Below are 26,554 nucleotides of genomic sequence, written 5' to 3' on the forward strand. Positions count from 1 at the left end.
CAGACCCAACAACGGCAGCACCACCATAGGCACCTAAAAACATTTCACAAATTATTTCATTGCTTGCATTCCCACTTAATACCCACTAACACTACATCCATCAACCGATGGAGAAACGACATGTCCAGACTTGCTGAATTTCGTGCGCTCGAGCGCCTTCTTGCTGCCAAAAAGTCCGAGCTCTCCTTCATAAAAATCAACCCCCACCTAAAACGCGAGTTTGAATTCGAAAGCAAACTCCACGCGCTGCTTGATGAATACCAATTCGACTTATCTCATGTCCTGGCCATTAGTGAATGTGAAAGCTACAAGACTCAACACCCGTGGTTACCACTTCCACCACTCCCACACTTCAGGTCGCGGCAAAGCAAGTACTACGTAAACCCGTACACCGGCGAGAAGGTAGAAGCGAAAAGCACCTTGCACAAAACCCTTCAAATGTGGATTCAGCAGTATGGCCGCGCGGAGGTCGAACGCTGGGCAACGGTATGGTTCTGATTGCTCCAGAAACAGTTCATGCCCAGCCTGGAACACGACCGCCCTTCCCTCCCACCAGCACCTCACCAGCCTGCGGTATTGAGCAACGAGTGGCCACGCCGTCTACCCTCAATATACGTTGACCCGTTGCCTCATCCGCAGGCCAACGCAACCGTTCGATAACCGAACACTAGCCCCTCCCTTGAATTGACGCTGCCGCCTTCACTGCTCACCATGCACCGGCCTTGCGTGTCCCCCTGCCTGGGAACCGGTCACGCACCCGTAGCACCGCAGCTGAATACAATTTCAAGAAACGAGCAGTTTATGAACCACTCCAGGATCACCCCCGCCGCCCCCCGGATGCCCCAGGGCTCGATCGGCGACAAGCTTCGCGGCGCCTTCGGCGTCGGCAAGACCCGTTGGGGCATGCTTGCCCTGGTGTTCTTCGCCACCACCCTGAACTACATCGACCGTGCCGCGCTCGGCATCATGCAGCCCGTTCTGGCCAAGGAAATGAGCTGGACGGCGATGGACTACGCCAACATCAACTTCTGGTTCCAGGTCGGCTATGCGGTCGGCTTCCTGCTGCAGGGCCGGCTGATCGACAAGGTCGGGGTAAAACGCGCGTTCTTCTTCGCCGTGCTGCTGTGGAGCCTGGCCACCGGCGCCCATGGCCTGGCCACTTCGGCCGCCGGCTTCATGGTCTGCCGCTTCATCCTCGGCCTGACCGAGGCCGCCAACTACCCGGCCTGCGTGAAGACCGTGCGCCTGTGGTTCCCGGCTGGCGAGCGGGCCATCGCCACCGGCCTGTTCAATGCCGGCACCAACGTCGGCGCCATGGTCACGCCGGCCCTGCTGCCGCTGATTCTGGCCGTATGGGGCTGGCAGGCCGCGTTCATCGCCATGGGCAGCCTTGGCCTGGTGTGGGTGGTGCTGTGGCTGCTGAAGTACTACAACCCTGAAGATCACCCACGCGTACGCCAGAGCGAGGTGGCATACATCCAGCAGGACGACGAGCCCGAGCCGACCCGCGTCCCGTTCAGCCGCATCCTGCGCCTGCGTGGCACCTGGGCGTTCGCGGTGGCTTACGCGATAACCGCGCCGGTGTTCTGGTTCTACCTGTACTGGCTACCACCGTTCCTCAACCAGCAGTACAGCCTGGGCATCAACGTGACCCAGATGGGCATCCCGCTGATCATCATCTGGCTGACGGCGGACTTCGGTAGCATCGGCGGCGGCATCCTGTCTTCCTGGCTGATCGGCCGCGGCGTGCGCGCCACCACGGCGCGGCTGGTGTCGATGTTGATCTTCGCCTGCACCATGGTCAGCGTCACGCTTGCCGCCAACGCCAGTGGCCTGTGGGTCGCGGTGGCGGCCATCTCGCTGGCAGTGGGTGCACATCAGGCGTGGACGGCGAATATCTGGAGCCTGGTGATGGACTACACGCCCAAGCACCTGGTGAGTACCGTGTTCGGTTTCGGCAGCATGTGCGCGGCGATTGGCGGGATGTTCATGACGCAGATCGTCGGTAGCGTACTGACCGCTACCAATAACAACTATGCCGTGTTGTTCACCATGATACCGGCGATGTACTTCCTGGCGCTGGTTTGGATGTACTTCATGGCGCCGCGCAAGGTCGAGCGCGCCTGAGCGCGCTAGCCACTTTCCTCTACGGGGCCCTTGCGGGCCCTTTTTTTGGCCAGTCGGCAAACAGCAATTCTTGCCTGCCTCGGCCACATCGCCGGCAAGCCAGCTCCCACAGGGGCAGCGGCTTGCGCAGTCCACCCTGTGGGAGCGGGCGCGCCCGCAAACACGGGCGATAGCCCGTGCCATGCGCCGCGTTCTATCAATCAGACTCTGGCCAGCACTGCCATGGCCTTCTCCAACGCCATGCGCGCACGCTGTTCGCCACTTATGCCCTGCTCCAGCAACTGCCGCGTGGGGATCTCCAGACTCAACGGCACACTTGGCGGCAAGCCGCGCAGCAAGCCGACCAGGTCGGCATCGCCCTCGCCCGGGAAGCGCCGTTCATTGCGCGCCTGGCGCAGGATCTCGTCCATGTCGGCCGGTACCGGGCCAGCAACGTCGCACAACTGGGCATAACGCATGCGCTGCGGCGCCAGTTGCGCCAGGTCGTCCAGTGAGGCGCCGGAGCGGTTGAAGTGGAAGGCATCCACCAGCACACAGCCATTGGCGCGGTCGGCGTTGGCCACCACCCGCATGGCCTGGCGCAGGTCACGCACCTCGGTCCAGGGCATGAACTCCAGATGCGGATAAATGCCAAACCCTATCGCCAGGTCACACAACGCGGCAAAGCGCTCGGTCAGCCGCGCTTCATCCGGGTCGTTGCCAGCCACCAGCAGCTCCGTACCGCCCAACTCGGCACCCACCGCCAGAATCGGCTCGAAATCGGCCACGCAGGTTTCCGGCTTCAGCCGCAGGATTTCCAGGTCGAGCACCTTGATACCGGTGTCGCGCAGGCGCGCCTGGGTTTGTCGGCGCAGGCCGGCATCGGCCACCAGCGGGAAATGCTGTTCCTGCTCGGTGGCGGGCACCAGGCGCAGGCCTACATGGCTGTAACCGGCGCGGGCTGCTGCCTCGACCATGTCCGGCGGGGACAGCTCGAGCACCGTCAGGGCTGCCAGGGAGAAAATTCGATCAGTCATTATCGTCACCAAACACGTTAAGCAATGTGCTCGGGCGCACAGGCCCGGCCAGTTTCCGCTGCCTTGCGGATCGCCTCGATCAGCGCCAGGGTACGACCACCGTCGGCGGCATCGATCAGCGGCGCCTGTTCACCCCGGGCAACCCGCACGAAGTGTTGCAGCTGCAAGGTCAATGCTTCGCCGACAGGGATGCTTTCCTCGCTCTGCAACAACGGCGTGTGCCAGCCCGATCCGGCCTCGGCATAGTGCCAGCGCTTGAGTTGCGGAATGCTCAGCGCCCCTTGGGTGCCGGCCAGCAGGTAGCACGGCTGGCCATCCTGGCGTGGGTACACCGGGCTTTCGCCGGAATCCAGCTCCCAGCTCCACGGTGCGGCCACCGCGTCGGAGCCGGTCAGGCTGCCCAATGCACCATTGGCGAATTGCAGTAGCACCGCTGCGCTGTCTTCGTTGGCAAAACCGCGCACATCGTTGCGGGTGAACGCCTGCACCTGCACCACTTCGCCGCACAGGTGGCGCAGCAGGTCGAGGTCATGGATCAGGTTGGTCAGCAAGAAGCCAGCGCCCGGCTCGCGGCGCCAGGGGGTTTCGAAATAGCTGTCGGGCTTTTGCAACTGCCAGAGCGCGGTGACGTTGATCAGCCGGCCCAGCTTGCCGTCGGCAATCACCTGGTGGGCCTTGGCGATAAGCGGGTTGTGCCGACGGTGGTGGCCAACCAGCACAGGTACCCCCCGGCGTCGCGAGGCCTCCACCAGCGCGCGGACTTCATCCAGATGCACGCCCACCGGTTTTTCGACCAGCACCGGTACGCCCGCCTCGACGCAATCCAGGGCGGTGGCGACATGCAGGTTGTTCGGGTTGGCGACGATCACTGCCTCGGGGCGCACGTGCTCCAGCATCTGGCGGTGGTCGGCAAAACAGGGCACGCCGCATTCGGCCGCGAAGGCCTCGGCCTGCGGGCCCGGGTCGGCCACGGCGCACAACTGGGCCTGCGGCACATTGAGCAGATGCTGGTAATGCTGGCGGCCCATGTTGCCGGCGCCGATCAAGGCAATACGAAGGGGTGCGTTCAACAGCCTGTCCTCTTGTCATTGTTGTCATATGAATTCTGAAACGAGGTTCCACAATCCACACTCGACAATTTAGAACCATGTTCAGCTTTTCAGAAGAACCGGCAGAACAGACTGTGCGGTAATCGACCGGAAATGCACCGTCAGGCGAACAGCTCGCTGGCCCGACTGGCCGCCGACAGCTCTTCTGCCGCCGCCAGCAACAGCGGCGCCAGCTCTGCCAGACGGGTTTGCGCCAGGCGGGCACTGGGCCCGGCGATGCTCAGTACACCGATCACCTCGTCACTTTGCGGGCGGCGCACCACCGCAGCCAAGGCCGAGGTGCCAATGGCCGAGGTTTCCTCGACCCAGGCATAGCCGCGCTCGCGGGCGCGGTGCAGGTAAGTGAGCAGCTCGTCGGTGGAGCGTGGCGCATTCGGGCCGAACTGCGCCGGGTCGGCAATGCCCTGGCGCAACACCATCTGCAGCGCCTGCTCATCGTCCAGGCTGGCCAGCCAGGCATGCCCGGACGCGGTATAGAACAGCGGTGCGTCGCGGCCCATGTCCGGGTCGTAGCGCAAACCGGAGCGAGCGCCCTGGGACTTGGCGATCCAGGTCTGGCGGGTACCGTCGATTACGCCAAGGCGCACCAGTTCGCCGCTGTCCTGGGCCAGGCGGTCGAGTATCGGCTGGATGATGTCGGCACCGCTGCTGGCCAGGTAACGAAAGCCCAGCGCCACCAGCTTGGCCGACAGCTGGTAGCGGTTGTTGTCACGGTTCTGCCGCACATAGCCCAGCCGCACCAGCTCGGTGAGCATGCGATGGGCGGCGCTTTTGGGGATGTCCAGGCGCTCGGCCAGGGTTTGCAACGGCAGCCCCTGTGGCTCGCCGGTAAGGCTTTCTACAAGACTGAAGGCGCGTTCGATCTGACTACCAGCCATGACACAGGTCCCTGAAAATTTTTTGCGAATTCTAGAAGATGATTCCACATCGCCGATAGACGCCGCAGCCTCAGCTTCGCGAACTGTCCGGTTATCGCCCATTACTTGCCCGGCGTGGTCGCCACACCCTTGCGGGACGATTCGCTGCCAATAAGAATATGGAACCTTGTTCCAATAACAATACAGGAATCCCGCAATGCCTTCCGCTCCCTTCGAAACCGAATGCGATGTACTGGTCATAGGCTCTGGTGCCGCCGGGCTGGCTGCTGCGGTGACGGCTGCCTGGCATGGGCAGAAGGTGATCGTGGTGGAGAAGGAGCCAGTGTTCGGCGGTGCCACCGCCTGGTCCGGCGGTTGGGCCTGGGTGCCGCGCAATCCGCTGGCACGCCGGGCCGGCATCGAGGAAGACATCGACCAGCCGCGCAGCTACCTGCGCAATGAACTGGGGGCCTATTACAACGCCGAACGCGTCGACGCCTTTCTCGAAGCGTGCCCGCACATGGTGGCGTTTTTCGAAAAGCACACGGCGCTGCAGTTTGCCGACGGCAACGGCATTCCCGACATGCATGGCGACACACCGGGCGCTGCCGAGGGCGGGCATCAGGTGATCGCCGCCCCCTATGATGCCCGTGAGGTCGGCGCACTGTTGCCACGCCTGCGCAAGACCCTGCGCGAAACTTCGTTCATGGGTATGCCGATCATGGCCGGTGCCGACCTTGCCGCCTTCCTCAACATGACCCGTTCGCCCGCGGCCCTGCTGCATGTGTGCAAACGCTTTGGCCGCCACTTGTACCACCTGGCCCGGTATGGCCGGGCGATGCACCTGGTCAACGGTGTGGCGCTGGTGGCCCGCCTGGCCAAATCGGCCCAGGACCTGGGCGTGCGCCTGCAGGAATCGGCGCCGGCCAAACGCCTGCTGCTCGACAATGGCCAGGTACGTGGGGCACTGGTAGCAACGCCGCAGGGCGAGCAACTGATCCGTGCCAAGGCCGTGGTGCTCGCGGCGGGTGGCTTCCCCAACGACAACGCCCGGCGCCGGCAACTGTTCCCGCGTGATGCCAGCGGCCATGACAACCTGGCCCTGCCCCCCAAGGGCTGTTCGGGCGACGGCCTGCGCCTGGGCGAATCGGCCGGCGGCGTGGTCGCCACCGACCTGAAGTCACCGGTGGCCTGGGCGCCGGTTTCGCAAGTGCCGCACCGCGACGGCAGTGTTGGCCACTTTCCGCACATCATCGAACGCGGCAAACCGGGCATCATCGGTGTATTGGCCAACGGCAAGCGTTTCGTCAACGAAGCACACGGCTACTACGACTATGTGTCAGCCATGATCGCAGCGGTGCCACAGAATGAAGAGGTGTGCTCGTGGCTGATCTGCGACCATCGTTTCCTGCGTCGCTATGGCCTGGGCCATGCCCGCCCGGCGCCGCTGCCGGTGTGGCCGCACGTGCGCAGCGGCTATCTCAAGCAAGGCGCCACCCTGGAACAGCTGGCCTTGGCCTGCGGCATCGACCCAGTAGGGTTGCGCGCCACGATCAGCGACTTCAACAGCCATGCCCGCAACGGCCAGGACCCGGCGTTTGGCCGTGGCTCCACACCGTTCAACCGCAAGCAGGGCGACCCGCAGCACAAAGGGCCCAACCCTTGTGTGGCGCCCATCGAGCATGGGCCGTTCTATGCGGTGAAGGTACAGCCCGGTTGCTTTGGCACCTTTGCCGGGTTGCGCACCGACGGCAGTGCCCGGGTGCTGGATGAGGCCGGGCAGCCGATTGCTGGCCTGTATGCGGCGGGTACCGACATGGCCAGCGTGTTTGGCGGCTGGTACCCGTCGGGTGGCATCAACCTGGGCCCGGCGCTGACCTTTGGCTATGTGGCCGGGCGGCATATTGCCGGGGTGCGGGAGTATGAGTGATTGGTCCTGTATGCCGAAAGGAATGCAGCGCCTGTAGGACCGCGCGCCGCCCGCGCGGCAAGCCCGCTCCCACAGGTACTGTGCAAGTCTTGAAGCTTGTGATGAACCTGTAGGAGCGGGTTCACCCGCGAAGAGGCCGGAAACGGCCTACAAGGAAGGGGCTAAATCTGATTTTTCGTTCAGGCCGGGCAACGCATCTGTTCCAACCAGTAGGCCACATCCACCTCGTCGATCTGCTCGGCACGCAGGAACCGCTCGGCATACTGGCGATACACCCCGCTGCTGAGAAACAGCTGCAGCAGCTGCCCGTCGATGTGCCCGTCGCGGGCCATGCCCACCAGGATCTTCACCGACTCGGACAAAGTCTTCGGCGCCTTGTAAGGCCGGTCGGCCGCGGTCAGCGCCTCGAAGATGTCGGCAATCGCCATCACCCGTTCGGCAATGCCCAGGTCCTGCTCGCCCAGCCGGCGCGGGTAGCCGCTGCCGTCCATTTTCTCGTGGTGGTTGCCGGCGATGTCCGGAACCCGCTTGAGCTGGCGCGGGAACGGCAAGGAACTGAGCATGATGATGGTCTGCACGATGTGTTCGTTGATCTTGAAGCGCTCCTCATCATTCAGCGTGCCGCGACGGATCGCCAGGTTGTACAGCTCGCCGTAATTGCTGGCGTAGGCCGGCAGGCGCATGTCGAAGCCCCAGCGGTTGCGTGGGTCGTCCTTGGCCACCGGTGGCTTGCGGGGGCCCCAGGGCACGCAATGCTCAGGCCGGTCCGCCAGCAGTGGTTCGTCAACCGGCAGCGCAGGCGCTGGCAGGTCGGCAAAACGCTCCGCCTCGTTGCGGGAAATGCCCAGGCGGTTGTCGAAGTGGCGCTGCCAGCGTTGCTGGCCAATCTGCCGCAGGCGCTCGATGTCGGCGTCCTGCATGAACTCGCCGCCGATGTTGGCCTGGGCCACGAAGGCAAAGTCGTCCTGCAACCGAGCCTGGCTGCGCGCCAGGGTGGCTTGCAGCGCCTGCGGGTCGGCACCGCTGGCCAGGCCTTGCCAATAGGCCAGCTCGGCATCGCGCCACAGCACTTCGAAGCGCATGCGTACCTCGTGGATACGGTTGTACAAGGTTTCCAGCTTGGTCGCCTTGTCCACCACATACTCGGGGCTGGTGACCTTGCCACAATCGTGTAGCCAGGCCGCCACGCGGAACTCGTAGCGTTCAGCCGCACTCATGCTGAAGCTGGCGTACGGGCCGGTTTCGGCCGCCACCGCCTGGTCCAGCAGCATCTGCGCCAGTTGTGGCACCCGCTCGCAGTGGCCGCCGGTATAGGGGCTCTTGGCATCGATGGCGTCGGCCAGCAGCTTGATCATGGCATCCAGCAGGTGTTGCTGGGCTTCGGCCAGCTGACGCGTCTCGATAGCCACCGCCGCCGCCCCGGACAGTTCCTCGACAAAGCGCCGGAACGGTTGGCCCACCTGCTCGTTTGCATATTCATCGTCCAGTTGCAGAACCAGGATGCCCAACAGCGCCTGGCTACGGTCATTCAACACCACGGCCAGGCTGCGCTCGTCCAGGCCAAGGGTCTGAATCACCGCCGCAGCCAACTGCTGCCGGGCCGTCTCATCCACGGCTAGCTCGCCCGGGTACTGCTCGCCGCGGCAGGCAGCGGCCAGGCGCAGCAAGGCGTGCTCGGCATCGAACAGGTACACCACGCCGGCATTGACCCCGGCAGCCTCCACCAGATGGGTCAGCACACTGTCGAGCATGCGCTCCAGGTTGCGCTCGCGGCTGAGTGTGAGGGTAATCGCCTGGAAGCTGTGGATGGTGCCGGACATTCGGCGCAATACGCGGCTCAATTCACGCACCTCGGACACCCGCGAGCGCACCCCGACGTCTCGGCTGAAATCAAAGCCGGCCAGACCTTGCACCTGTTCGGCCAGCAGCCGCAGCGGGCGGCCGATACGCCGCCCGAGCACACCACCGAGCACCAGCAGCACGGCCATCAGCGCTGCGGTCCAGAGCAACTGCTCGAACAGTACATTGCGCGCGCCGCTCAGCAATTCGTGGCCTGGCACGGCAATCAGCACCTGCAGGTCCTGCCCGGCCAGGTTGGTCAGTTGCACACGCATGCCATACCAGGTCTGGCCGTCCACCTGATAAGGCTGCGGCCGGGTGCCTTGCGGCAAGTCAGCGTAAAGGTGCTCCAGGCTGGGAATGCCCAGTTCGTCGATGCGCGACAGGCGCACGGCCTGCCCTTCGTGCACGATCATCCGCTGCGGGTCCGGGTAGCCCACCACATTGCCCTGGTCGTCGACCACGACGATCTCGGTGCCGGGGGTCATGCGCAGGTCCTGGGTCTCGCTGGCCAGGTCGTCGACCGAAACGTCCATGCCGATCACCGCCCCACCGTCAACGCTGCGCTGGGCCATGGTCAGGCCGATCTCACGGGTAGTGAAGAACACATAGGGGTGGGTCAGCACGGTGGTGGGCTGGGCGCTGGCCTCGATAAACCACGGGCGTGTGCGCGGATCGTAGCGGTACTTGGGTCTGGCCTGGACCTGCAGCAGGTTCAGCGCGCGGTCATAGAAGCGCCACTCACCCTGCACCGCACCGCCCTCACGGCTGACGCTCTGCACCAGGAACGCCGTGCCCGGCGGCGCGGCGAAGCGTTGCAGCAACTGCGGCTCGCGCAAGCGGCGCACCAGCAGGAACTCACCGTTGGGGTAACCCATGTAGGCAGCGCTGAGCATGCGGTTGGCATCTAGCGTCTCGACCAGTTGCGGCAGCCGCTCCAGGCGCTGCGCGGGGGTTTGCGCGGCCGGGTTGTGGGCGAGCAGGCGGATGCTGCTGTGCACCGGATCGATCAGGCGCCGGGCGCGCTCGTCGATGGTCTTGCCAATTTGCTGGGCAGAATCACCCGCCGCAGCCACCAGGGTCTGGCGAATGCCGCGATAGCCCTGCCAGGCCAAGGCGGCACCGAGCAGCAGCATGCCCAGCACGATGGCCAGCGCCACCAGCCACTGCAGCGAAATGCCACGTCCGGCGTTGCCAGCAGCACGACCATTCGACACGCAGCCCATTCCAGGTACTCCATGCATGGCGGTTTGACGGGGCAGCCAGGACGATCATGCAGGCCGAAGCCATTCGCAGGCAGCAAGATGGGACGCCGGGTAGCGCATAGCCCTGCCCCATCTTGGCAGCAGTGTAGAGCGGGCCCGAGCGTTCTGCCGGGTTGGCGAAGAAAATTAACGGAACGCCATGAATGATCCGGCTACCGCCTCGCCTGTTTCGCGGGCTTGCCCGCTCCCACAGGGACCGCGCAGCACCTGAGGCAGTGCAGTACCTGTGGGAGCGGGCAAGCCCGCGAAACAGGCGACGCGGTACAAGATCGGATGTATCAGGCGCGCAACTGGTACCAGGTGGTCTTGAGCTGCGAATACTTGTCGAACGAATGCAGCGACAGGTCACGGCCAAACCCCGACTGCCTGCCACCGCCGAACGGCACCGTGACGTCCAGCGCATCGACCGTGTTCACCGACACGGTACCGGCCTTCAACGCCCGCGCCACGCGGTGCACCTGGTTGAAGTCATCGCTCCACACCGATGCCGCCAGCCCATAGATACTGTCGTTGGCCAGGCGCACGGCCTGCTCTTCACTGTCGAAGGCGCTGACCGCCAGCACCGGCCCGAACACCTCCTCCTGCGCCAGGCTCATTCGGCCATCGACACCGGCGAAAATGGTCGGCTCGATGTAATTGTCCGAACCGTCGATAGTCAGGCGCCGACCACCACACACCAACCGCGCCCCGTCCTGCCCGGCACGGGCGATGGCGGCTTCGATCCGGCCAGTCTGCCCGGCATCGACAATCGCACCGGCCCGGCTCGCCGGGTCCAGCGGGTTGCCTGGCAGCCACTGGCGGGCCTTGGCCTGCAGGCGCTCGATGAACTCGTCATGGATGGAGCGTTGCACGTACAGCCGTGAGTTGGCCGAGCACACCTCGCCCTGGTTGAAGAAGATGCCGAATGCCGCCTTTTCCGCAGCCAGGTCCAGGTCCTGGCAGTTTTCGAACACCAGGTTGGGGCTCTTGCCACCACACTCCAGCCATACCTGCTTGAGGTTGGACTGTGCCGAGTACTGCATGAAGTACTTGCCTACCTGGGTGGAGCCGGTGAACACCAGGCAATCCACGTCCGGGTGCAGGCCCAACGCCTGCCCGGCCTGGTCGCCCAGGCCCGGCACCACGTTCAGCACACCTTCCGGCACACCGGCCTGCAGCGCCAGCTGGGCCAGGCGCAGGGCCGAGAACGGTGATTGCTCGGCGGGCTTGAGCACCACGCTGTTGCCGGCAGCCAGCGCCGGGGCGAGCTTCCAGGCAGCCATGTCGAGCGGGAAGTTCCACGGCACTACGGCGGCGACCACGCCCAGGGCTTCGCGGGTGATGGTGGCCAGCGCGTTGGGCGCGGTGGGCGCCACCTGGTCGTACAACTTGTCCAGTGCCTCGCCATACCAGGCGAACACCTGCGCCGAGCCTGGCACGTCGATGTTGTAGGCATCCATGACCGGCTTGCCCATGTTCAGCGAGTCCAGCAGGGCCAGTTCTTCGCGATGGGCCGTGATCAGCTCGGCCAGGCGCAGCAGCACTTTCTTGCGCTCGCCCGGGGCCATGCGCGGCCACGGGCCATGCTCGAAGGCCTTGCGGGCGCTGGCGACGGCCAGGTCGACCTCGGCCTGGCCGCAGGCGGTGACCTGGGCCAATACGCCGTTGGTGGCGGGGTTGATGGCGGCGAAGGTGGCGCCGTCCTGGGCGTTGACGGGTTTGCCGTCGATCAGTGCATTGGCCGGGAGGTAGAGGTCCGAGGCACGTTGTTGCCAGAATTCGAGGGTGTACATTTGTACTCCTGGTGGCTGTTGGAGCAATTTTCATAGGGGCTATGCGGTTCCTGTGGGAGCGCGTGCCCGCGAATCAGGCGACACGGTGGATGGCACCGGCTTCGCCGGTGTTCGCGGGCGTGCCCGCTCCCACAGGGAAATGCGTTACCCTTGTCGGCGGTTCAGAGTTTGCCGACCAGGCGCGCCGTGCGGTCCACGGCAATGCGGGTCTTCTCCACCAGCTCATCCAGCTCGCTGTGGTTGGCGATCAGCGCCGGCGCCATGATCATCCGGCCCAGGGTGGAGCGAATGATCACCCCTTCCTCGAAACCGAAGGTGCGGCACTGCCAGGCCAGGTCGTTCTCGTTGGCGAAGCGCTTGCGCGTCGGCTTGTGCTCGGCAAACTGCAGCGCCGCCACCAGCCCGGCGCCCTGCACCTGGCCGATCAACGGGTGGTCGGCGAACACCTCGCGCAGGATGCGCTGCAGGTACGGCCCGGTGTCGTCCTTCACCTGGCGCACGATACCTTCGTCACGCAGCGCCTTCAGGTTGGCGATGGCCACCGCCGCCGCCACCGGGTGGCCGGAATAGGTCAGGCCGTGGGCGAACACCCCGCCCCGCTCCACCAGCGCCTCGGCAATGCGCTTGCTCAGCACCAGCCCGCCCATGGGCACGTAGCCGCTGGTCAGGCCCTTGGCGATCGACAGGGTGTCGGGCTCGAAGCCGAAGTATTCGTGGGCGAACCATTCGCCAGTGCGGCCAAAGCCGCCGATCACTTCATCGGCACACAGCAGCACGTCGTACTGGCGGCAGATGCGCTGGATCTCGGGCCAGTAGCTTTCCGGCGGGAAGATCATGCCACCCGCGCCCTGGAACGGCTCGGCGATAAAGCCGGCGACGTTCTCGGCACCCAGTTCGAGGATCTTTTCCTCCAATTGCAGGGCGCAGCGGCGGCCAAACTCGGCCGGGGTCAACTCACCGCCTTCGGCGTACCAGTAAGGTTCGTCGATGTGCGCCACATCCGGGATCAGCCCGCCCATTTCGTGCATGAACTTCATGCCACCCAACGCCGTGGCCGCCAGGGTCGAGCCGTGGTAACCGTTCCAGCGGCCGATCATGACCTTCTTGCTCGGCTGGCCGACCACCTGCCAGTAGCGGCGCACGGTACGGATCAGCACCTCGTTGGCCTCGGAGCCGGAGTTGGTGTAGATCGCGTGGCTGTAGTGCCCCGGCAGCAGGCTGAACAGCAGCTCGGACAGTTCGATCACCGCCGGGTGGGTGGTGTGGAAGAACATGTTGTAGTAGGCCAGCTGGTCCATCTGCGCGGCAGCGGCAGCGGTCAGGTCGCGGCGGCCGTAGCCGAGCTGGGTGCACCACAGGCCGGACATGCCGTCCAGGTAGCGCTTGCCCTCGCTGTCCCACAGGTGCAGGCGTTCGCCACCGACGATCACCCGCGGCCCTTCGGCGTTCAGCGCCTTCTGGTCGAGGAAGGCATGGATGTGGTGCGCGGCATCGGAGGCCTGATAGTCGCGGGTCTGGCGTTGCGGGGCGAAAGGCGCATTCATTGTTGGTTTTCCTTTGCGGTGGGTTGCAGGGCTGCTGGCATTCAGCGCAGCTTGCCCATGTAGCTTTCCAGCGGGTCCTTGCCCAGCACGCCTTGGGCATTGGCCAGCGCGTCGATGAACAGGGAGAACAGCTCGGACTGGGTGCCGATGTCGAGCTTGGCGTAGACGTTCTTGCGGTGAGACTTGATGGTGTCCTCCGACACCCCCAGGCGCTCGGCCAGCGACTTGGTCGAGTGGCCACGCAGGATCAGCTGGGCGATACGGCATTCACGCTCGGTCAGCAGCGAGCTGCCGAAGTTGTTCAGGGCCGCGTGGATGCGCTGCTCGAGGATGTTCTCGAAGCGCCCGGCGCGGCTGTCCAGCCCGGCAAAGTGCTTGCTGAGCACCGCCAGCACCCAGGGTGTGATACGCCCGAACAACGCGCGGGTTTGACCATCGAGCTTGTCGGTGAACGCCAGCGATACCGCCAGGCTCTGCCCAGGTGCGACCTGCAGGATGTAGTTGAGCTCATCCTCCAGGTGCGAGTGCCGATAGAACGACTGGTAGTACTCGCTGACCTCGAAATGGTCGGGGGCCACCTCGAACAGGCCGTAGCAACCGGACTCGACCTGCTCCACACAGGCACCGTAGAACGGGTCGAGCAGGTAGAAGCCGGACAGGTAGCGGCTGACATTGCCCTCGGGCTGCCAGGGCGCCTTGTCGTCCTGCTCGAACAGCGCGCACGGCATGCCGTCGTGCGGGTACAGGTACACCGTGGTCGCCTGGATCGGCCGGATCACGCCAAGTGCAGCAAACAGGGTGGCGGCAAAGCCCGGCCGGCCGATCGCCTCGGTGACCTTGGCCAGGTGCTCGAACCACTGTTGCGAAAGCAATTGATTAGTCACTGTGGGCCTGCCGTATCAAGTAAAGGCTCCGCTGCCAGTGCGGTGCGTTGTTGGCCAGATACTCCCATGGCACTGCAAACACCGAAATCACCCTTTGGGGTGAGCAGGTACAGCCGCCTCCCGGCTCACCCCAAAGGGTGATTCCGGCTACTTGCGGGGTGTGGGAGCATCACCCCGCCCCAGCGCTGCGAGCCAACCGCTCGACCTCCTTGCACAACACCCACCGGTATCGAGCCCCGCTCGCATACCGCGGCGTCCTGCATCCCTTTCCAGGAGTTAGCAATGCATACAACAACAAGTACAGCCCATAGCCCTGCACATAGCCCTTCGAATAGCCCCGAGCATGCCCCGTCGCACCCCACCGCCAGCAACGGCCGTTTCCGCAAGTCCATGGGGATGACCGCCCTGGTGCTGTTCGGCCTGGCCTACATGGTCCCCCTTGCAGTATTCACCACCTACGGACTGGTCACCCAGATGACCAAAGGGCACCTGCCCACCGCCTACCTGCTGACCCTCGCCGCCATGCTGCTGACCGCCTACAGCTACGGACGCATGGTCCAGGCCCACCCCTACTCCGGCTCGGTCTACACCTACACACGCAAGGCCTTCGGCAGCCACATCGGCTTCATCGCCGGCTGGACCCTGCTGCTCGACTACATCTTCCTGCCGCTGCTCAGCTACCTGCTGATCGGCATCTACATGTCGGAATACTTCCCGGCCATCCACGCCTGGGTGTGGGTGGCGGGCTCCATTGCCCTGGTCACCTTCCTCAACCTGATCGGCATCGAGTCGATTACCCGGGTCAACTGGATCCTGGTGGTGGTGCAACTGGTGTTCATCATCGTGTTCGTCGCCCTGTCCATCCACAACCTCAGCGGCCAGGCGCAGCCGGTGTCGCTGCTGGCGCCCTTCCACCACGAAGGCTTCAGCGTGCCGTTGATCATGACCGGCGCCGCCGTACTGTGCCTGTCGTTCCTGGGCTTCGATGCGGTCTCGACCATGGCCGAGGAAACCAGCAACCCGACCTACCGCATTCCTGTGGCGATCCTTGCCGTGTCGCTGATCGGCGGCATGTTGTTCCTGGTGGTGTCGTACTGCGCACAGATGGTGTTCCCTGACTGGGGCAGCTTCGCCGACCCGGACTCGGCGTCGGTGGACGTGATGCGCCGGGTTGGCGGCGAGTTGCTGGTGACCGCCTTCACCGCCACCTATGTGGCCGGCTGCTTCGCCTCGGCCATGGTGTCCCAGGCCAGCGTGTCGCGGGTGCTGTTTGCCATGGGGCGCGACGGTGCGTTGCCCCGTGCGTTCGGCCAACTGGTGACGAAAAAGCGCGTCCCGGCCACGGCCATCCTGCTGGTCAGCCTGCTGTCGCTGATTGCCCTGGTGATCACCCTCGACACGGTGGCCAACATGATCAGCTTTGGCGCGCTGTTCGCCTTCTCGGCGGTGAACCTGGCCGTGGTCAAACACTACCTGATCGACCACAAGCTGCGTGGTGCTCGCAACTACCTGCTGTATGGCGCCATTCCCGGCCTGGGCTTCCTCAGCACGCTGTGGCTGTGGAGCAGCCTGACCAGCCTGTCGTTCACCATCGGTTTGTGCTGGATGGGCATGGGCCTTGTGGTGCTGCTGGGGCTGACCCGGGCGTTCCGGGTGAAGCTGCCGGAGTTGCAGATGGCCGAGTGACACACGCGCTGTAGCATTTGCGCGGTCCCTGTGGGAGCGGGTTTACCCGCGAATACCGCCGAAGCCGGTGCCATACACCGAGTCGCCTGCTTCGCGGGTGAACCCGCTCCCACAGGGGGCCGTGCATACGATGGAAACTTTTTGGAGAAGGCCGTTGCGATAACGATCCGTTATCACCTGATCCGCATTAATCATTATTCAGCACGCATTTCGCCCCCTACAGTCCCAGCCCAACGACTGTCATTGCCAACGGGAAACGAAATGTCCATCGAACATCGCCTGAACCACATCGCCGGCCAGCTCAGCGGCAACGGTGACGTGCTCCTGAACAGCGTCGACGCCCACACCGGCGAGCCATTGCCATACGCCTTCCATCAGGCGACCGGCGACGAAGTCGAAGCCGCCGTGCAGGCCGCCGAGGCCGCTTACCCGGCCTACCGCAGCACCAGCCCGGCACAGCGCGCCGCCTTCCTCGACGCCATCGCCAACGAACTCGACGCACTGGGCGATGACTTCGTCCAGCATGTGATGCGCGAAACCGCGCTGCCCGAAGCACGCATCCGCGGTGAGCGCGCCCGTACCAGCAACCAGCTGCGCCTGTTCGCCGATGTGGTGCGCCGTGGCGACTTCCTCGGCGCGCGCATCGACCGTGCCCTGCCCGAGCGCACCCCGCTGCCGCGCCCGGACCTGCGCCAGTATCGCATCGGCGTCGGCCCGGTGGCCGTATTCGGCGCCAGCAACTTCCCGCTGGCGTTCTCCACCGCCGGCGGTGACACCGCCTCGGCGCTGGCCGCCGGCTGTCCGGTGGTGTTCAAGGCCCACAGCGGGCACATGCTGACCGCCGCCCACGTGGCCACGGCCATTGACCGCGCGGTGGCCGGCAGCGGCATGCCAGCAGGCGTGTTCAACATGATCTATGGCGCCGGCGTGGGCGAGGCACTGGTCAAGCACCCGGCCATCCAGGCGGTCGGCTTCACCGGTTCGCTGCGTGGTGGCCGCGCCCTGTGCGACATGGCTGCTGCACGCCCGCAACCGATCCCGGTGTTCGCCGAAATGAGCAGCATCAACCCGGTAATCGTCCTGCCCCAGGCCCTGCAAGCCCGTGGCGAGCAAGTAGCCGGCGAGCTGGCCGCCTCGGTAGTGCTGGGTTGCGGGCAGTTCTGTACCAACCCGGGCCTGGTGGTGGGCATCAAGTCGCCGCAGTTCGAACGGTTCGTGCACACGCTGGTGGCGCGCATGGCCGACCAGGGGCCGCAGACCATGCTCAACGCTGGCACCCTGCGCAGCTATCAGAACGGTGTACAGCACCTGCTGGCGCACCCGGGCATCCAGCACCTGGCCGGGCAGCCACAAACCGGCAACCAGGCCCAGCCGCAGCTGTTCAAGGCGGACGTGAGCCTGCTGCTGAACAGCGACCCGCTGCTGCAGGAAGAAGTGTTCGGCCCAACCACCGTGCTGGTGGAGGTGGCCGATGCCCAGCAACTGGTCGAAGCGCTGCGCCACCTGCAAGGCCAGTTGACCGCCACCCTGATTGCCGAGCCGGACGACCTGCGCGCCTTTGCCACGCTGGTGCCGCTGCTGGAGCGCAAGGCCGGGCGCCTGCTGCTAAACGCCTACCCGACCGGCGTCGAGGTAGCCGATGCGATGGTGCATGGTGGGCCATACCCGGCCACCTCCGATGCCCGTGGCACTTCGGTCGGCACATTGGCCATCGACCGCTTCCTGCGCCCGGTGTGCTTCCAGAACTACCCGGATGCGCTGCTGCCGGATGCGTTGAAAAGTGCCAACCCGCTGGGGATTGCGCGGTTGGTGGATGGTGTCGCCAGCCGCGGGGCGGCGTGATCTGCTGTTGAGGTAACCTGCACCGGCCTCTTCGCGGGCACGCCCGCTCCCACAGGTACTACACAGAATTCATGAGCTGTGCAGTAGCTGTGGGAGCGGGTTTACCCGCGAAGAGGCCAGTACAGGATCACCAGCCCTGTATACAATCTGCAAATACCTTGCTTACAATGCCCTGCGCCTATGACATCGGTAATCGCCGATGCGTATTGCGACAGGCTTAAGCCATGTCATCTACAAATGCTCCAAAAACGCTACTGCTCAAAAACGCCGAACTGCTGGTCACCATGGACGGCGAACGCCGCGAGATCAAGAACGGCGGAATGTTCATCGAAGGCAACCTGATCCGTCAGGTCGGCCCCAGCGATACCCTGCCGCAGCACGCCGACGTGGTGCTGGACATGGCCGGCAAAGTGGTCATCCCTGGCCTGGTCAACACCCACCACCACATGTACCAGAGCCTCACCCGCGTGGTGCCGGCGGCCCAGGATGGCGAGCTGTTCAACTGGCTGACCAACCTGTACCCGATCTGGGCGCGCCTGACCCCCGAGATGATCGCGGTGTCGACCCAGACCGCCATGGCCGAACTGATCCTGTCCGGCTGCACCACCTCCAGCGACCACCTGTACATCTACCCCAACGGCTGCAAGCTCGACGACAGCATCCATGCCGCCGACGAGATCGGCATGCGCTTCCACGCCGCACGCGGCAGCATGAGCGTGGGCCGCAGCCAGGGTGGTCTGCCGCCTGATTCGGTGGTGGAGAAGGAAGCCGACATCCTCAAGGAATCCCAGCGCCTGATCGAGGACTACCACGATGCCAGCCACGGCTCGATGCGCCGCATCGTGGTGGCGCCCTGCTCGCCGTTCTCGGTCAGCCGCGACCTGATGCGCGAAGCAGCCATGCTGGCGCGCCAGTACGGGGTGTCGTTGCACACCCACCTGGCCGAGAACGTCAACGACATCGCCTACAGCCGCGAAAAATTCGGCATGACCCCTGCCGAATATGCCGAAGACCTCGGCTGGGTCGGCCACGACGTGTGGCACGCCCACTGCGTGCAGCTCGACCAGCATGGCATCGAGCTGTTCGCCCGCACCGGCACCGGTGTCGCCCACTGCCCCTGCTCGAACATGCGCCTGGCCTCGGGCATCGCCCCGGTGCGCAAGATGCGCGACCATGGAGTCCCGGTGGGCCTGGGGGTCGACGGTTCGGCATCCAACGACGGCGCCAGCATGATCGGTGAAGTGCGCCAGGCCCTGTTGCTGCAACGGGTGGGCTTCGGCCCCGACGCGATGACCGCACGCGAGGCGCTGGAAATTGCAACGCTCGGCGGCGCGAAGGTGCTCAACCGCAATGACATCGGCGCCCTGGCCCCAGGCATGGTGGCCGACTTCGTTGCCTTCGACCTCGGCCACGTGGCCTATGCCGGTGGTCACCACGACCCGCTGGCAGCATTGGTGTTCTGCACCCCGACCCAGGTACACACCAGCGTCATCAATGGCCGTGTGGTAGTGAAGGACGGCCAGCTGGCCACGGTCGACCTGCCACGGGTGCTGGAGCGTCACAACCAGCTGGCCCGCCAGTTGGTCAGCGGCGAATAAGCAGCCATTCGGGCCGCCTTGCGGCCCATCGCCGGCAAGCCGGCTCACACAGAATTCAATTCGCTACGCGACAGCGCAGCCCAAAGGGCCAGGCAATCTTGCGAAATCAGAGGACCATGACCATTTCATGCCAGGCCATACCGCCGTGGTCCGACGGCGACGGTCTCACGTACTGATACCCCAGCTTCTGGTACAACGCCACATGCTGTTCCTTGCACATCAGGTGAATGGTCAGCTTGCCCGCCGCCTTCATGCGGGCGATGAATTCATCCATCAACCGCTTGGCGTAGCCTTTGCCCTGGTGCGCCGGGTCCACCACCACCGACATGATCACCACGTTTGGCGCTGCCGGGTCATGCCCGACCAGCTCCTTGAATGCCTCGTCGGACATCACCACGTCGTGGGCACAGCCGCTGTTGATGAAACCGACGATCTCGCCCGCGCTCTCCAACACCAGGAAGCCTTGCGGATACTGCGCGATGCGGGTACGGATCTTCTCCAGCGTGGCCGCCTCATCGCCTTCATAGGCACCGATTTCGATGGCGTAGCAACGTTCGGCGTCGGCGGTTGTGGGGGTGCGGAACTGAGGGGCGCTCATGGCAGGTTTCCTTGGCAATGGCTAAAAACAGCCGCCATGGTAAATGAGCGCTGCCACCACAGGTACAGCATGCACTCAAAACCTGCGCTGTACCTGGGTAGAGCGCCCCCGAAAACACCGCTACTTCAAATCAAACCGATCCAGCTCCATTACTTTCTGCCAGGCTGCCACAAAGTCCCGCACGAACTTGTCACCGCCATCAGCGCTGCCATACACCTCGCTCAACGCCCGCAACTGGGCATGGGAACCGAACACCAGGTCAACCCGGCTACCGGTCCACTTCACCTGCCCGGTCTTGCGGTCGCGGCCTTCGAAGGTTTCGTTATCCGCCGAGGTCGGCTTCCATTCCACGCCCATGTCCAGCAGGTTGCGGAAGAAGTCGTTGCTCAGGGTACCGACCTTGTCGGTGAACACGCCCTGCTGGCTGCCGCCATGGTTGGCGCCGAGCACACGCAGGCCGCCGATCAGCACGGTCATTTCAGGCGCGGTGAGGGTCAACAACTGGGCCTTGTCCAGCAGCAGCTTCTCGGCCTTGACGCTGTAGCGGGCCTTGGTGAAGTTGCGGAAGCCATCGGCCAGCGGCTCCAGCACGGCGAACGACTCGACGTCGGTCTGCGCCTGAGAGGCATCGGTACGCCCCGGGCGGAACGCCACGCTGACGTCGTGCCCGGCGTCCTTGGCAGCCTTTTCCACTGCGGCGGCGCCGGCGAGAACGATCAGGTCGGCCAGGGAGATTTTCTTGCCACCGGCATTGAACTCGGCCTGGATCTTCTCCAGGGCCGCCAGCACCTTGCCCGTGCCCTGGTTCGCCGGCCAGTCCTTCTGCGGCGCCAGGCGCAGGCGACCACCGTTGGCCCCGCCACGCTTGTCCGAACCGCGGAAAGTCGACGCCGCCGCCCAGGCAGTGGCCACCAGCTCGCCAACGCTCAGGCCCGACGCCAGCACCTTGGCCTTGAGCGCGGCAATGTCCTGCTCGCCCACCAACGGGTGGTCGACTTTCGGGATCGGGTCTTGCCACAGCAACTCTTCGTTGGGCATTTCCGGGCCCAGGTAGCGCGCCAGCGGGCCCATGTCGCGGTGGATCAGCTTGTACCAGGCACGGGCGAACGCGTCGGCCAGCTGATCAGGGTTGTCCTTGAAGCGACGGGCGATCGGCTCATAGATCGGGTCGAAGCGCAGCGCCAGGTCGGACGTGAGCATGGATGGCGCATGGCGCTTGGCCGGGTCGTGGGCATCCGGCACGGTGCCTGCCCCTTTGCCCTCTTTCGGCCGCCACTGGTGAGCACCGGCCGGGCTCTTGGTCAGTTCCCAGTCGAAGTTGAACAGGTTATTGAGGTACTCGTTGCTCCACCGGGTGGGGGTCGAAGTCCAGGTCACTTCCAGGCCACTGGTGATGGTATCGCCACCCTTGCCGCTGCCGAACTTGTTGGCCCAACCCAGCCCCTGCAGTTCCAGGCCAGCGGCTTCCGGTTCGGGACCGACGTTGTCGGCAGGGCCGGCACCGTGGGTCTTGCCGAAGGCGTGGCCGCCAGCGATCAGCGCCACGGTTTCTTCATCGTTCATCGCCATGCGGCCGAAGGTGTCACGGATATCCTTGCCCGAAGCCACCGGGTCGGGGATACCTTCCGGGCCTTCCGGGTTCACGTAGATCAGGCCCATCTGCACGGCAGCCAGCGGGTTCTCCAGGTTGCGCTCGCCCTGCAAGGTCCGGCTTTGCTCCTCCGGACGCTTGGCCGGCTCCGCCACCAGGTCGCCCTGGCCGGGCGGCTGGGCCTTGCCGTAGCGGGTGTCACCGCCCAGCCAGACCTTTTCCGAACCCCAGTACACATCTTCGTCCGGCTCCCACACATCGGCACGCCCGCCGGAAAAGCCGAAGGTCTTGAAGCCCATGGATTCGAGTGCGACGTTGCCGGTGAGCACGATCAGGTCGGCCCAGGAGATCTTGTTGCCGTACTTCTGCTTGATCGGCCACAGCAGGCGCCGGGCCTTGTCCAGGCTGACGTTGTCCGGCCAGCTGTTGAGTGGGGCGAAGCGCTGCTGGCCAGAGCCTGCACCACCCCGGCCATCGCCGATACGGTAGGTCCCGGCGCTGTGCCAGGCCATGCGGATGAACAGCGGGCCGTAGTGGCCGAAGTCGGCGGGCCACCAGTCCTGGGAGTCGGTCATCAAGGCGGTCAGGTCTTTCTTCAGGGCCTGGAAGTCGAGGCTCTTGAACGCCTTGGCATAGTCGAAACCCGGGTCCATCGGGTCGGACTTGGAGGAATGTTGGTGAAGAATTCTCAGGTTGAGCTGGTCAGGCCACCAGTCACGGTTGGTGGTGCCGCCACCTGCGGTTTGATGGAACGGGCATTTCGATTCGTTCGACATCTGCGGGTACCTTTGGGTCGGTTATCCAGATTTCCGGTCTGTGCCAGGTGTTCTTTCAGCCGAGCGCGTGGGCTCGTGCTACCCCTCATAAGGTCTACACGGGGCTTGCGAAGCTGTCACGACGGGGTTGGCGGGGTCTTGCACGCAAGTGCTGACATGCCGCCCGTTCGCGGAATTCGCGGGGCCAGAGGAAAGACTAGCCGAGCTTGGGCAGAGTTCTAATAGAGTGGCTATTGAGGGGTGATAGCCTGGCTCTGTCAGCTTTCCTGTGGCGGCCTCTTCGCGGGTAAACCCGCTCCCACAGGTACTGTACAGCCCTCAAGACCTGTGGTGATCCTGTGGGAGCGGGTTTACCCGCGAGGAGGCCGGCACATCCATACAAGGCAATCAGGCTGCCCACATGCTTCAATACACCGCCACCCCCTCTACTCCGGAACCCGCCACCTCATGAACCGCAACGACCTGCGCCGCGTCGACATGAACCTGCTGGTACTGTTCGAAGCCCTGATGATCGAACGCAACCTGACCCGGGTCGGCGAAAAGCTGTTCATCACCCAGCCCACCGTCAGCGCCGCCCTCGCCCGCCTGCGCGAACTGTTCGACGACCCGCTGCTGATCCGCAACGGCCGGGCCATGGAGCCCACGCCACGGGCCATGCAGATCTTCGCCGAGCTGGGGCCGGCCATGGACGTGATTTCCACCGCCATCAGCCGCGCCCGTGAGTTCGACCCGGCCAACAGCTGCAACGTGTTCCGCCTGGGCCTGTCGGACGATGCCGAATTCGGCCTGTTCCCTGCCCTGTTACAGGCCCTGCGCGAAGAGGCCCCGAACATCAGCGTGGTGGTGCGCCGGGCCAACTTCCTGCTGATGCCGGGGCTGCTGGCCAGCGGCGAGATCTCGGTGGGCGTGAGCTACACCACAGACCTGCCGGCCACCGCCAAGCGCCGCAAGCTGCGCGACATCGGCGTGCGGGTGCTGCGCGCCGATGACCGCCCGGGCCCGCTGACCCTCGACGAATACTGCGCCCGCCCGCATGTGATGGTGTCGTTCTCCGGCGACATGAGCGGCAATATCGACCTTGACCTGGCGCGCATCGGCCGCTGCCGCAAGGTGGTGCTGGCGGTGCCGCAGTTCGGCAGCCTGCGCGCCCTGCTGCGCAACACCGAGATGATCGCCACGGTGCCGGACTACGCCGCCTGCGCCCTGGCCGACGACGGCAGCCTGCGCGCCGACCCGGCACCGTTCGAGATCACCGAAGCCGAACTGTCGATGGTCTGGAGCGGCGCCCAGGACAACGACCCGGCCGAGCGCTGGCTGCGCGAACGCATCCTGCAGTTCATGGCCACGCGGTGATGCATCGACCTCATCGATAGCCACCATGAATGCCATCAAGTTCCGCTGCTGCCAGCCCGGGCGGAAGATGGCGGCATTCACTGATTGATGAGGCCTCCCATGAAAACCGGCATGATCGCTGCCCTGCTCGCCTTGCTGGCCGCCCTTGGCGGTTGTGCCAGCCCGGCCGCTACCGACACGCAGCCCTATGGGCACTTCTATTCGGCCACGGCCATTTCCAGCGTCGCCCTGGCCCCCGGCCAACGGGTGGCGGTGCTGCTGGGGCGTGACACCACAGCGACCCTCGAATACCTCGATAGCCATCGCACCCAGGCCGCCGCCAAGGCCCAGGGCAAGCGCGTCCCGGTGGCGACCTTGAGCAGCGAGAGCCAGGCGTATGACTGGCTGGCGCGGTCACTGGCACAGCAGTTCGCCGACGTGACTTTCTATGACGACCTCGACACGCTGCTGGGCGACCACCCGGATGTGATCGTGCTGCTGGACACCGAAAGCCGTTTGGCCAGTGCCGATATCGAAAGCCGGGTGGTGGCGCGTTTTTTCGATGACCAGCTGACCTATATCGGCCGGGCTGAAGGGCGGGCTAGCAAGCGCCTGGGCGATGTGGCACGGGTGGTCGAGGATGAGCGTGCGGTACAGGCGGATGCACTGCGGGACTTTGACGATTCGTTGCAGGCTCTATTGAAGAGGCGCGTTTGAAGGCCCTTTCGCGGGTAAACCCGCTCCCCCAGGCACATCGCAACCCTCGGCCAGGGCGCTGGACCTGTGGGAGCGGGTTTACCCGCGAAGAGGCCATTACAGGTTGTCACTTGCCCCGCTGCATCCACGCCGCCCCCAGCCCACTCAGGCAGATCACCGAGATGCCCACCAGGCTCAGGGTATCCGGCACCTGGCTGTAGACAACCAACCCAAGCAACCCGGCAAACACGATCTGGCAATAGCTGAACGGTGCCAGCAACGCCGGTGCCGCATGGCGGAAGGCCTGGGTCAGCAGCAGGTGCGCAGTCATGCCAAAGCCACCCAGCGCCAGCATCAGCAGCGCATGGTCCCAACGCGGCATCTCCCAGAAGAACGGCACCAGCGCACTCATCGCCAGGGTGTTGCACAACCCCGCATAGAAGTTGCTGGTGGTCGGACTGTCATGCGCAGCCAGGATACGCGTCAGCAACTGATAGAAGCAGAAGCCCAGCGCCGAACCGAACGGATACAGGATGGCTGGGGTAAACATCGCCCCGCCCGGGTGCACCACCACCAGCACGCCGATGAAGCCCATCACCACCGCCACCCACTGCCCCACCGTCACCCGCTCCTTCAGCAGCGGCGCCGACAGCGCGGTGACCAGCACCGGGGCGAGGAAGTTGACCGCCGTGGCCTCGGCCAGCGGCAGGTACTGCAGACCGGTGGTGAACAGCAGGCTGGTACTCAGCAGGCTCAGGGCACGTAACGTCTGCAACAACGGCCGGCGGGTGCGCAGCACGTTGAGCCCGGCCTTGGGCAGGAAAATGCTGGCCATCAGCAACGTGTGCACCACATACCGCGCCCACACCACCATGATGATCGGGTACAGGCCGCCGAGGAACTTGGACAGGGCATCGTGACTGGCGAACAGGAACGTCGCCACCACCACCAGGGCGATGCCGCGCAGGGGTTGGTTGACTCCGGACAGCGGTGTGCTGGAACTCATGGCACTCTCGATGACGGCGCGGCTGGATGCGGCGCCCAGGGAAGGCCGCGCAGGCGTTGCCTGGCGGATGCATCAGATCGGATTCTAGAAGAGATACCGAAGCATAAGGAAGTTCAATTGCCGCTTGTCCAGGTCGGCTGCAGTTTCTGTTCGCTGATCGACCACTTTCCGCTCCACGCGCATGGCCCGTGCCGTGCTGATCGCCGACCATCGAGTGCGAACCCTGCACACCCTACAAGGAATTTACATGCAAAGGCTCACCACCCGTAACGGCCTGAACCTGCCCGCGATCGGCCTGGGCACCTGGCCAATGACTGGCAGCGAGTGCACCCAGGCCGTGCGCCAGGCGCTTGAAGTGGGTTACCGGCACATCGACACCGCCACTGCCTATGACAATGAAGCCGCCGTCGGCCAGGCCCTGCGCGACAGCGACGTGCCACGCGAGCAGATTCACCTGACCACCAAGGTGTGGTGGGATCGCCTGGCGCCCAAGGCCATGCGCCAGTCGCTGGAGGACAGCCTGCGCGCGCTGGGGACCGAGCAGGTCGACCTGTTCTACATCCACTGGCCCGGCCAGGACTGGGACCTGGCCCGCAGCATCGAAACCCTGGTAGCACTGCGTGACGAGGGCAAGGCGCGCAGCATCGGCGTGGCCAACTTCCCGCTGGGGTTGCTGCGCCAGGTGGTGGAAACCCTGGGCGCGCCATTGTCGGCGATCCAGGTGGAATACCACGTGCTACTCGGCCAGCAACCGCTGCTGGACTATGCCCGCCGCCACGACCTGCTGCTCACCGCCTACACCCCGCTGGCCCGTGGGCAGGCGGCGGCGCAGCCGGTGATCCAGGCGATTGCCCGCAAGCATGGCGTACTGCCCAGCCAGGTGGCGCTGAAGTGGTTGCTGGACCAGGACGGCGTGGCGGTGATCCCCAAGGCCGGCAGCCGCGAGAACCAGCTGGCCAACCTGGCGGCGTTGAACGTGCAACTGGATGACGAGGACCGCATGGCGATTGCCGGGTTGCCGAAGGACCAGCGGGTGGTGAGCCCGGCGTTCGCGCCAGACTGGAACAGCTGAGCGCTGCTCAATAT

Annotated in this window: 19 protein-coding genes; 9 read left to right on the top strand and 10 right to left on the bottom strand. The window is 64.8% G+C overall.

Annotated elements, in window-relative coordinates; translation table 11 throughout:
- Window positions 1-120: 120 nt before the first annotated feature.
- Complete coding sequence (locus tag J5M71_RS05280; protein ID WP_207830514.1) at window positions 121-498, top strand: histone-like nucleoid-structuring protein, MvaT/MvaU family; 378 nt, start codon at window positions 121-123, stop codon at window positions 496-498.
- Between the two features lie 303 nt (window positions 499-801).
- Complete coding sequence (locus tag J5M71_RS05285; protein WP_207830516.1) at window positions 802-2,127, top strand: MFS transporter; 1,326 nt, start codon at window positions 802-804, stop codon at window positions 2,125-2,127.
- Between the two features lie 200 nt (window positions 2,128-2,327).
- On the opposite strand, the gene J5M71_RS05290 is transcribed toward J5M71_RS05285, so the two are convergent.
- The 3 genes from J5M71_RS05290 to J5M71_RS05300 form a co-directional block, all read right to left on the bottom strand.
- Window positions 2,328-3,143, bottom strand: coding sequence for a sugar phosphate isomerase/epimerase (locus J5M71_RS05290; protein ID WP_207830518.1), 816 nt, complete (start codon window positions 3,141-3,143; stop codon window positions 2,328-2,330).
- A 17-nt stretch (window positions 3,144-3,160) separates the two neighbouring features.
- Window positions 3,161-4,213 (bottom strand): Gfo/Idh/MocA family oxidoreductase, encoded by a 1,053-nt coding sequence (locus J5M71_RS05295; RefSeq protein ID WP_207830520.1) that lies wholly within the window; start codon window positions 4,211-4,213, stop codon window positions 3,161-3,163.
- A gap of 140 nt (window positions 4,214-4,353) precedes the next feature.
- Complete coding sequence (locus J5M71_RS05300; RefSeq protein WP_063914978.1) at window positions 4,354-5,130, bottom strand: IclR family transcriptional regulator; 777 nt, start codon at window positions 5,128-5,130, stop codon at window positions 4,354-4,356.
- A gap of 196 nt (window positions 5,131-5,326) precedes the next feature.
- On the opposite strand from J5M71_RS05300, the gene J5M71_RS05305 reads away from it, so the two are divergent.
- Window positions 5,327-7,039: an FAD-dependent oxidoreductase gene (locus J5M71_RS05305; protein ID WP_207830523.1), complete on the top strand. Its 1,713-nt coding sequence runs from the start codon at window positions 5,327-5,329 to the stop codon at window positions 7,037-7,039.
- A gap of 179 nt (window positions 7,040-7,218) precedes the next feature.
- Here J5M71_RS05305 and J5M71_RS05310 read toward each other — a convergent pair whose 3' ends face one another.
- The 4 genes from J5M71_RS05310 to J5M71_RS05325 form a co-directional block, all read right to left on the bottom strand.
- Window positions 7,219-10,104 carry an HD domain-containing phosphohydrolase gene (locus J5M71_RS05310; protein WP_207830525.1) on the bottom strand — a complete coding sequence of 962 codons (2,886 nt, stop codon included), beginning with the start codon at window positions 10,102-10,104 and terminating at the stop codon, window positions 7,219-7,221.
- Window positions 10,105-10,421: 317 nt separating this feature from the next.
- Window positions 10,422-11,915 (bottom strand): aldehyde dehydrogenase, encoded by a 1,494-nt coding sequence (locus J5M71_RS05315; protein WP_207830527.1) that lies wholly within the window; start codon window positions 11,913-11,915, stop codon window positions 10,422-10,424.
- Window positions 11,916-12,076: 161 nt separating this feature from the next.
- A complete protein-coding gene (locus J5M71_RS05320; RefSeq protein WP_207830529.1) occupies window positions 12,077-13,459 on the bottom strand; it encodes an aspartate aminotransferase family protein in 1,383 nt (460 codons plus the stop codon).
- A 41-nt stretch (window positions 13,460-13,500) separates the two neighbouring features.
- Entirely contained in the window at window positions 13,501-14,343 is an 843-nt protein-coding gene (locus tag J5M71_RS05325) for a helix-turn-helix transcriptional regulator (protein ID WP_207830531.1), read from the bottom strand.
- 282 nt (window positions 14,344-14,625) lie between these two features.
- On the opposite strand from J5M71_RS05325, the gene J5M71_RS05330 reads away from it, so the two are divergent.
- The 3 genes from J5M71_RS05330 (at window position 14,626) to J5M71_RS05340 (ending at window position 19,469) form a co-directional block, all read left to right on the top strand.
- On the top strand, window positions 14,626-16,029 hold the full coding sequence (locus tag J5M71_RS05330; RefSeq protein WP_207830533.1) for an APC family permease: 1,404 nt from the start codon (window positions 14,626-14,628) through the stop codon (window positions 16,027-16,029).
- 261 nt (window positions 16,030-16,290) lie between these two features.
- Window positions 16,291-17,871, top strand: coding sequence for an aldehyde dehydrogenase (NADP(+)) (locus J5M71_RS05335; RefSeq protein ID WP_207830535.1), 1,581 nt, complete (start codon window positions 16,291-16,293; stop codon window positions 17,869-17,871).
- Window positions 17,872-18,095: 224 nt separating this feature from the next.
- Window positions 18,096-19,469, top strand: coding sequence for an 8-oxoguanine deaminase (locus tag J5M71_RS05340; protein WP_207830539.1), 1,374 nt, complete (start codon window positions 18,096-18,098; stop codon window positions 19,467-19,469).
- A 106-nt stretch (window positions 19,470-19,575) separates the two neighbouring features.
- On the opposite strand, the gene J5M71_RS05345 is transcribed toward J5M71_RS05340, so the two are convergent.
- Window positions 19,576-20,067, bottom strand: coding sequence for a GNAT family N-acetyltransferase (locus J5M71_RS05345; protein WP_207830542.1), 492 nt, complete (start codon window positions 20,065-20,067; stop codon window positions 19,576-19,578).
- A 120-nt stretch (window positions 20,068-20,187) separates the two neighbouring features.
- A complete protein-coding gene (gene katG / locus J5M71_RS05350; RefSeq protein WP_207830545.1) occupies window positions 20,188-22,434 on the bottom strand; it encodes a catalase/peroxidase HPI in 2,247 nt (748 codons plus the stop codon).
- A gap of 447 nt (window positions 22,435-22,881) precedes the next feature.
- Between katG and J5M71_RS05355 the strand changes: the two genes are divergently transcribed.
- Window positions 22,882-23,787 (top strand): LysR family transcriptional regulator, encoded by a 906-nt coding sequence (locus J5M71_RS05355; RefSeq protein ID WP_207830548.1) that lies wholly within the window; start codon window positions 22,882-22,884, stop codon window positions 23,785-23,787.
- A gap of 99 nt (window positions 23,788-23,886) precedes the next feature.
- Window positions 23,887-24,483, top strand: coding sequence for an ATPase (locus tag J5M71_RS05360; protein WP_207830551.1), 597 nt, complete (start codon window positions 23,887-23,889; stop codon window positions 24,481-24,483).
- 106 nt (window positions 24,484-24,589) lie between these two features.
- Here J5M71_RS05360 and J5M71_RS05365 read toward each other — a convergent pair whose 3' ends face one another.
- The gene (locus J5M71_RS05365; RefSeq protein ID WP_063914965.1) at window positions 24,590-25,468 is read right to left on the bottom strand and encodes a DMT family transporter; all 879 of its coding nucleotides are present in this window, start codon (window positions 25,466-25,468) and stop codon (window positions 24,590-24,592) included.
- Between the two features lie 247 nt (window positions 25,469-25,715).
- Here J5M71_RS05365 and J5M71_RS05370 point away from each other — a divergent pair, with 247 nt between their 5' ends.
- Entirely contained in the window at window positions 25,716-26,540 is an 825-nt protein-coding gene (locus J5M71_RS05370; RefSeq protein WP_063914964.1) for an aldo/keto reductase, read from the top strand.
- The last annotated feature ends 14 nt before the right edge of the window (window positions 26,541-26,554 follow it).

The sequence above is a fragment of the Pseudomonas sp. 43(2021) genome, assembly GCF_017490805.1.
GTDB lineage: Bacteria > Pseudomonadota > Gammaproteobacteria > Pseudomonadales > Pseudomonadaceae > Aquipseudomonas.